This is a genomic window from Paraburkholderia unamae (assembly GCF_003268775.1).
Lineage (GTDB): Bacteria > Pseudomonadota > Gammaproteobacteria > Burkholderiales > Burkholderiaceae > Paraburkholderia > Paraburkholderia unamae.
The window spans coordinates 140261-147927 of the sequence record NZ_QLSU01000023.1 but is presented as its reverse complement, the minus strand read 5'-3'; the positions used below and the strand labels follow the sequence as shown (position 1 = coordinate 147927).

Sequence of the window (7667 nt, the reverse complement as noted above, 5' to 3'; positions counted from 1 at the left end):
TGCGCCGTTTGCTGCGCTCGCTCGCGAAGGGCGAGGCGATCACGCAGGACGTGTCCACGCTGGAAAACCCCGCGATTCTCGATCAGCTCGGCGAGGCTCGCTGAGCCCACACTGAACCCGCGCTGAACTCGCATTGAAGCGGTCGCCCTGCCGCCCGCACGAATGGCATGGATGCCGCCCGCGCTGGGCGGCCTTTGTGGAGTGGACCGATGAGCGTGAGCGAAGGGAGGCTTCCCCATATCATCGTGCGGCAATCGCGTCGCGGCCGTGGCGTATTCGCGCGACATGCGTTGTACGCCGGCGAGTGCGTGATCGAGTACAAGGGCGAGTGGGCGGCCTGGGATGCCGCGCTCTCGCGGCTTGTAGCGGGAGAGCTGCCGCCCGGAAACGCCGTTTTCCTTGGCGTGAGCGACGGCTATGTCATGGTCGGCGCGCGCGAACGCAACCCCGCGCGCTGGATCAACCACTCGTGCGAGCCGAATTGCCGGGTGCAAGTGCGCAATGGCCGCGCGTTCGTTCGCGCCATCGGCCCGATCGCCGCGGCGAAGGAAATCACGATCGATTACGCGCTTGCCGTCGAGCCGCCGCGAGGACCTGCGATGACCGGGAGGTTTGCGTGCCGCTGTGGCGCGAAAACTTGCCGGGGAACGATGCTCGCGATATGGCGCGAAGAACCCGAACGTCGGGCGGCGGCCAGCGCGAATCACGACGCGGCGCCCGTTGCCTGCGAGGCGCAGCCGTGCGCGCCCGCGCAGGTCCGCGTGCTCGAACGTCTTGCCGGAAATCGGCTCGCCATATGCTGGCGTCAGCCTGGCCGCGCGTTGTATGGCGAGCAGGTGTGGCTGGCCGGGCTGGCAACCGCGCCGGGACGGTGTGCGTTGTCCCAGCGGGCGTTCGACGCCGGAACCCCGGTGTTCGCGCCATCGGGCACGCCCCAGCCCGTGAATGGCGACGCACGCATTCTGGTTGAGGCGGTCGATTCGCTCGACCTCGAAATGCTCGCGTAGCGGTTGGCGTGCGGCGAGCCCGTGCAGCTTGCTACGCTTTCCCTGAAGCCTGGCCGGGCGTGCCGCCGTTCTCGTCATCGGCACGGGCAAGCAAGGCCTGCACCGCGTGCGCGAGGGCGTGCTTCAGTGCGGCGTCGCTGGCGAGATGCCCGCCGGGCACGCGGGCGATGTGCGCACGCGGCGCGGCCCTGGCGAGACGTTCTGCGTTGTGCACGGGGCACACGGGGTCTCGCGTCCCGTGAACGGCAAAGATCGGGACTCCTGCACGTTCTGCCGAGCGCGCGCAGGCGAGTAAGCGGCGCTCGCCCAGCCAGCAGTCGTGCATCAGGTAATGCGACTGAATACGATACTTGGCGATGAGCGCATGCACGGCCTTCGGCTCGTTCGCGCGACGCGTCCGGGCTTTCATGGCGCGGCCAGGCCGGGACGAAGCGAGCACCGCATCTTCATACGCACGCCACGCGAGCGCGATTTCGCGTTGCTTCGCGTAGGCCGCGCCGGGCTGCAATCGTCGGGTACAAGCTGCCAGCAGGGCGCTCGCGCGCGTGCATCCGGCGGCGGAGCGCAGACGCCGCCAGGCGCGCGGCGCTCGACTGCGCGAGGTGACGAAGAGACTGCGCACCTCGTGCCGCGAGGTCAGAAAGAGTCCGCGCAGCACGACGCCCCGCACGCTTCCGGGATGCCGGCTCGCATACGCGAGCGCGAGCGCCGCTCCCCACGAGCCGCCAACCACACCCCAGCGCGCGATGCCAAGTGCGCGGCGGATCGCTTCGAGGTCGTCAATGAGGCGGTCCGTGCGGTTGCCGCGCAGCGTGCCGCGAGGCGACGACGCGCCCGCTCCGCGTTGATCGACAAAAATCACGCGCGTTCTGGTCAGATCGAACAGGGCCAGCATGCCGGGCTGGCTTGCGCTGCCAGGGCCGCCGTGCAGCACGACAACGGCGGGCGCGGCGCTCGGGCCTGCGATCGTGACCGCGATCGCTTGTCCGTCGCGGCGCAAGCGTAGCCTGTGCAACGGTTCAGCGGAGGATGGCCAGCCGGGAATGCGTTTACTCATGAATGTGCGGCTTCCTGCGAGCGCGTGACGAGACCGATCAGTGATCAGGCAAGAATCGTACGCTGCTTGCCCGTGAGAGCGTCAAAAACCTCGGCGCCCGCACGAGATGATCGCGCAAAACCGCCGCCGCGAACATCCCGATTGCGCGATCAACCCGCCGCGACCGTCTCCCCGTCGAAGTCACTCCGGTCAGCCAAGAATCCGGTCGATCACGCGCTGATTCCCCAGCGAGTTCTCAAGCGGGAAGCGCGGACCCGGCCGCGTGCCGAGCAGCGCATCGGCGAAGTCTTCGACCATGAGCTGATACTGGTCGAAGCCGTCGAAAGCCTCGGTGCGAATCGACGCGGTCGCGTCGGTGCGCAGGTGCACGACCGCCGGTCCGTAGACGCCAGGGTTGAACGGCGCTTCGAGCGAGAGCCAGCCACGCGTGCCGTGGAAAGTCATCTGCTGGCGGCGCGCCAGTTGCGTGGCGCAATAGAAGCGCAGATCGAATCCGTCAAAGGCGACGCGCGCCGACGCAAACCGGTCCGTGCCAAAGCGTGGGTCGATCTCGACGTCCGCTTCCACGCGAATGGGTTCGAGGCCCGTGGCAAGACGCGTCGTCACGACCGGGTACACGCCGATGTCGCGCACGCCGCCGCCGCCGAGCGCCCGGTCGTTCTTGAGCGCATGCGGGTCTTCGTTGAAGTAGCTGAACGCGCCTTCCACCAGTTTCAGGTCGCCGATCAGACCTTGTGCGAGACAGTCGCGCACATAGTGCCATTGCGGATGATGCGCCACCATGAAGGCCTCGGCGCACAGCTTACCGGTACGCTCGCGCAAGGCGACAAGCGCCTCCACTTCGCTCGCATGCATCGCGATGGGCTTTTCGCAGAGCACGTGCTTGCCGGCCAGCAGCGCCCGTTTGCACCACTCGAAGTGCAGGGCGGTCGGAAGCGCGATATAGATCGCGTCGATATCGGCGGCGGCGAGCACGTCCTCGTAGTGCGCGAGTACCCGTTCGATGCCGTGACGGCCCGCGAAGGCGGCGGCCCGCGCGGGATCGCGCGCCGCGATGGCCGCGACCCGGTTGTTGCGCGAGCGCTGCAATGCGGGCACGACGAATTGATCGGCGATGCGGGCCGCGCCCAGCACGCCCCATCGGATGACGTCTTTCATTCGGTGGTTTCCTTTTGCTTTAGCAGACCGTTTGCAGTCGCTCGGCGCATATCGCCAATACTTCGTCGGGGTCGCGACGCCACCAGTTCTGCGCCGAGAAAATCTCGACTTCGACCATGCCGGCGTACCCGGCTCGCTCGACGGCGGCGCGTATCGCGCGCAGGTCCGCCACGCCGTCGCCCATCATGCCGCGGTCCAGCAACGGGTCGCGCGTCTGCCGCAGCCAGTCGCAGACGTGGTACGCGAGCAGACGGCGCGCGGGTCCGGCGTCGGCAATGGACGCGTCGAGCGCCGGGTCCCACCAGCAGTGGTAGACGTCGAGCGCCACGCCCAGCGTGTCGCCGCCCGCATCGAGCGTTTCGCAAATCTGCAAGGCTTGCGCGAGCGTATTGACGACTGCGCGATCGGCCGCGTAGACGGGATGAAGCGGCTCGATGGCCAGCGGCACGCCGAACGCGCGCGCGGTGTCGGCCAGCATGCCGATGCCGTCGATCACTTGCGCCCGCGCGGCCGGCAGGTCGCGGCTGCCCTCGGGCAGGCCGCCCACCACCATCACGAAGCATTGCGCGCCGAGCGTGGCCGCGTCGCGTATCGCCGCACGATTCGTTTCGACGTTGGCGGCGAACTGTTCCCGGGTTGCCCCAGGCAGATAGGCCGACCGGCAGTAGCCGGTCACCGTGAGCCCCAGGGCGCGGATCTGGCGGGCGAGCGCGTCGATATCCGCCTTGCCGTCCTCGATTTCATGACGCCACGGCGCGATGCCGCCAAAGCCCGCCCGCGCCACGCGGTCAATTACGCGAGTCAGCGGCTCCCGATGACCGAGCGTCGCGGTGTTGATTGAGCAAAGCTCGAGTGTTCCTTGCAGGTTTCTCATGGGGTTCCAGATTCATGTCAAAGACGAGCAGGCCCGCGCGTCCGCCTTGCAGCGCTTCGATCAGCCGCGCGGAGATGGCCTGGCGGGTCGGGTGCGCGAGGTAGGCGAAGCAGGCGTCCCAGCTCGCGAAATCCATCATGAAGCCATCGTCGAATGCGGCGGCCAGCCCCTCCGGGGAGGCGTTCAGCCCGCTGTGGAAGTTCGAGAACGCGATGCCGGGCAATTCCGCGAGCCGCCGGATCTGCTCGAAAAAGGCGCGTCGGCATTCGGGCGTCACCTCGTCGCGGAAGCGGCACAGCTCCATGTGGCGCACGGTGGTGTGGCGGGGGCCTGGGGTCGTCGGCACGTCAGTCTCCGCAGCCCAGTGGGAGCAGCAGCGCGCGCATCCGGTGCACCGCCGCTTCGGGCTCGCGCAACAGGCCCGCGCGGTCGGCCAGGCGGAACACCTCGGCGAGATAGGCGGGCGGGCGCATGCCGTGGTGGCCGCCCGGCATGAAGAAGTGCGGCTGGAATCCGTTCAGGTACGCAAGCAGCACGACGCCGGTCTTGTAGAATTGCGTAGGTGTACGGAAGATATGGCGCGCGAGCGGCACGGTCGGTGCGAGCAGGGCGTCGTAGGTGGCGCGGTTTCCCGCGGCGAGGGCGGCGAGCGCCTGCGAGGCGGCCGGAGCGATGGCGTCGAAAATGCCGAGCAGCGCGTGCGAGTGATGCGTGCCGTCGCCCGCGATCAGCGACGGATAGTTGAAGTCGTCGCCCGTGTAGAGCTTGACGCCTTCCGGCAGGCGGCGGCGGAACGTGATCTCCTTGTGTTCGTCGAGCAGGGAAATCTTGATGCCGTCCACGCGCGTTGCGTTCTCTTCGATGATGTCGAGGCATACGGCGGCGGCTTGCGCGAAATCGCCGCCGCCCCAGTAGCCTGCCAGCGCGGGATCGAACATCTCGCCGAGCCAGTGCAGGATGACCGGCCGGTCGCACATGGCCAGCACTTCGCGATAGACGCGCCGGTAGTCGTCGGGCGAGCGCGCGACTTTCACGAGCGCGCGGCTGGCCATCAGAATGATGTTGCCGCCCACGCGCTGCACGGCTTCGATCTGATGCGCGTACGCACGGATCACGTCGTCGCAGTCCGCAACATCGCGCAGATCGACGTGATCGGTCCCGCAGCCGGACGCAATGCGCGCGCCCGCGATATCGCGCGTTTCGGCGAGCGTGCGCGTGATGAGTTCGAGCGCCGTGGGCCACGGCACGCCCATGCCGCGTTGCGCGGTATCCATCGCTTCGGCAATGCCGAGACCTTGTTGCAGCAGGTAGCGGCGGTATTCGAGCGTGCGCGGCCAGTCGATGGCGGGAGCCGCGTCGAGCTCGCCCGCGCGCAACGGATCGGCGACGATATGCGCCGCCGAATAGGCGATCCGGTTGAAGGGACGCGCGGGCGCGCAAACGGCGAGCGGCTTGCCTTCGACGCGCCAGGGCTCGAGGTGTCCGCTTGCGGTGGGAAGCGTGATCGTAAGGGTCATGATTGGGCTCAGTACTTGTTGACGAGCAGGCCGCCATCCACGCGGATGGCCTGGCCCACGCTATAGGCAAGGCCCCCGGTGGCGAGCGTGCGCACGGCGGTGGCGACGTCTTGCGGTTTGCCCCAGTGGGGGATGGCGGTGAGTCCTTGCGCGATCTGCGCGTCGTAACGCGCGCGCGAGGGCTCGGTCATTTCGGTCTCGATGAGTCCGGGCTGCACCTCGTAGACGCCCACGCCGAGTTCGGCGAGGCGCAGCGAGAACAGCGTGGTTGCCATCGAGAGACCGGCTTTCGACACGCAGTATTCGCCGCGTAGCGGTGAAGCCGCGATCGCGTTCGACGAGGTGATCGTGATGACGCTGCGATGCGCGGCGCGCGCGCGGCGCCCGCCTTCGGCCAGATAGCGCGCGAAGGTTTGCGTCAAAAAGAACGTGCCGCGCAGGTTCACCGACATGCACCGGTCGAAGCTCTCCGGCGTGACGTCGAGCAGGTCGCCGCGCGAAAGCACCGACACGCCCGCGTTGTTCACGAGGCAATCGACCGGGCCGTCCAGCTTCGCCTCCACCTGCGCGAGGAGCGCCGCGTGCGTGGCGAGATCGGCGAGGTCGGAAACCAGGGCTGCCGCGCGCGCGCCCGTTTGCGCGACCGCGTCGGCGGCGGCGTCCAGTTCGGCCGACGCGACGGCATCGGTCAGCGCGACATCGAAGCCCGCGCGGCCGAGTTCGACGGCGATGGCGCGGCCGATGCCGCGGCGCGCGCCCGTGACGAGCGCAACCGGCCGCGCTGCGGAAGTTGGGGCATTCGACGCGTTCACAGCGTGGCTCCGTTCGCGATCAGATCGCGTGCGATGATGGTGCGCTGGATCTGGTTCGTGCCTTCGTAGATTTGCGTGATCTTGGCGTCGCGATAGAGCCGCTCGACTTCGAAGCCGCGAATGTAGCCGCTGCCGCCGAAGATCTGCACGGCGTTGGCGCTGTGCTTGACGGCCGTGTCGCCCGCGAAGCATTTCGCCATCGAGCACGCGATGCTGGCGCGCTCGCCCGCATCGAGCCGTTCGGCGGCGTCGCGCACGAGCAGGCGCGCCGCCTGGATGTCGCGCGCCATGTCGGCCAGCATCCACTGAATGCCTTGAAACTCCGCCAGGTGGCTGCCGAACTGGCGGCGCGTTTTTGCGTAGTCGAGCGCGGCTTCGAGACCCGCCTGGGCGATGCCCACCGCGAGCGAGGCGATGCCCACGCGGCCCTTGTCGAGCACGCTCATCATGATGTGGAAGCCACGTCCTTCCTGGCCGAGCAGCGCGTCTTCGGCCAGCTTCACGCGCTCGAAATGCAGTTCGCCGACCTGCGAGGCGCGCTGGCCCATCTTGTGTTCCTTCGGCCCCTTCGAGACGCCCGCGAGCGAACAGTCGACGATGAAGATGCTCATGCCGCGCTTGCCCGCTTGCGGGTTCGTGCGCGCGAGCACGAAGGCGAGGTCCGCCACGGGCGCGTTGTGAATCCACAGCTTGGCGCCGCTCAACTCCCAACCGTCGGCCGTGCGCGTCGCCGTGGTGCGGATGCCGGAAACGTCGCTGCCGCCGTCGGCTTCGGTAATGCAGTACGCCGGCTTCAGCGCGGCGCTCAAGAGCGGCTGCATGTAGCGCGCGCGCTGCGCCTCGGTGCCGTGCACGCTCAGCAGCGTGCCCACGAGTTCGAGCAGCCCGCACTGGTCGGCGACCGAGGCGTAACCGCGCGAGAGTTCCTCCATCACGATCGCATAGGCCGTTGCGTCGAGGCCCACGCCGCCGTAAGCCTCCGGCACGGTAATCCCGAAGAGACCCAGTTCGCCCATCTGCTGGTAGATCTCGGCGGGAAAGCGCTCCTCGCGATCGAGCGCCTCCGCCACCGGGCGAATCACTTCATCGGCGAAACGACGCGTCGTTTCGCGAATCTGCTGATGAATATCCGAGAGTTTCATGCTGTCTCCATGTCCGATAAAAATGGGGTGTGAGCAAAGTTGTCCGCTCAGGTAAACCCGGCTGCGCCAAAAACACCCCTTGAATTAAGCAGTTTCCTGT

General features: G+C 67.8%; 8 protein-coding genes. 1 reads left to right on the top strand and 7 read right to left on the bottom strand.

Going from position 1 to position 7667, the window contains the following annotated elements:
* Positions 1-209 precede the first annotated feature (209 nt).
* Entirely contained in the window at positions 210-1007 is a 798-nt protein-coding gene (locus C7401_RS30910) for an SET domain-containing protein-lysine N-methyltransferase (RefSeq protein WP_181565733.1), read from the top strand.
* 31 nt (positions 1008-1038) lie between these two features.
* Here C7401_RS30910 and C7401_RS30905 read toward each other — a convergent pair whose 3' ends face one another.
* From C7401_RS30905 to C7401_RS30875, 7 genes are all read right to left on the bottom strand, one after another.
* Entirely contained in the window at positions 1039-2064 is a 1026-nt protein-coding gene (locus C7401_RS30905) for an alpha/beta fold hydrolase (protein WP_112175195.1), read from the bottom strand.
* A 189-nt stretch (positions 2065-2253) separates the two neighbouring features.
* Entirely contained in the window at positions 2254-3222 is a 969-nt protein-coding gene (locus C7401_RS30900; protein WP_112175194.1) for a Gfo/Idh/MocA family protein, read from the bottom strand.
* A gap of 19 nt (positions 3223-3241) precedes the next feature.
* Positions 3242-4096, bottom strand: coding sequence for a sugar phosphate isomerase/epimerase family protein (locus C7401_RS30895; RefSeq protein ID WP_112175193.1), 855 nt, complete (start codon positions 4094-4096; stop codon positions 3242-3244).
* Positions 4011-4442, bottom strand: a complete 432-nt coding sequence (locus C7401_RS30890) for a Dabb family protein (protein ID WP_112175192.1) — start codon at positions 4440-4442, stop codon at positions 4011-4013. The genes C7401_RS30895 and C7401_RS30890 overlap by 86 nt, the downstream gene beginning before the upstream one ends.
* A gap of 1 nt (position 4443) precedes the next feature.
* The gene (locus tag C7401_RS30885; protein WP_112175191.1) at positions 4444-5613 is read right to left on the bottom strand and encodes a dihydrodipicolinate synthase family protein; all 1170 of its coding nucleotides are present in this window, start codon (positions 5611-5613) and stop codon (positions 4444-4446) included.
* 8 nt (positions 5614-5621) lie between these two features.
* Positions 5622-6425: a 3-ketoacyl-ACP reductase gene (locus C7401_RS30880; protein ID WP_112175190.1), complete on the bottom strand. Its 804-nt coding sequence runs from the start codon at positions 6423-6425 to the stop codon at positions 5622-5624.
* Positions 6422-7567, bottom strand: coding sequence for an acyl-CoA dehydrogenase family protein (locus C7401_RS30875; protein ID WP_112175189.1), 1146 nt, complete (start codon positions 7565-7567; stop codon positions 6422-6424). The genes C7401_RS30880 and C7401_RS30875 overlap by 4 nt, the downstream gene beginning before the upstream one ends.
* Between the last annotated feature and the right edge of the window lie 100 nt (positions 7568-7667).

Excerpts from the sequence above, each read along its gene's own strand:
- C7401_RS30910 (WP_181565733.1), top strand. The coding sequence starts at position 210 with ATGAGCGTGAGCGAAGGGAGGCTTCCCCATATCATCGTGCGGCAATCG.
- C7401_RS30905 (WP_112175195.1), bottom strand. The coding sequence starts at position 2,064 with ATGAGTAAACGCATTCCCGGCTGGCCATCCTCCGCTGAACCGTTGCAC.
- C7401_RS30900 (WP_112175194.1), bottom strand. The coding sequence starts at position 3,222 with ATGAAAGACGTCATCCGATGGGGCGTGCTGGGCGCGGCCCGCATCGCC.
- C7401_RS30895 (WP_112175193.1), bottom strand. The coding sequence starts at position 4,096 with ATGAGAAACCTGCAAGGAACACTCGAGCTTTGCTCAATCAACACCGCG.
- C7401_RS30885 (WP_112175191.1), bottom strand. The coding sequence starts at position 5,613 with ATGACCCTTACGATCACGCTTCCCACCGCAAGCGGACACCTCGAGCCC.
- C7401_RS30875 (WP_112175189.1), bottom strand. The coding sequence starts at position 7,567 with ATGAAACTCTCGGATATTCATCAGCAGATTCGCGAAACGACGCGTCGT.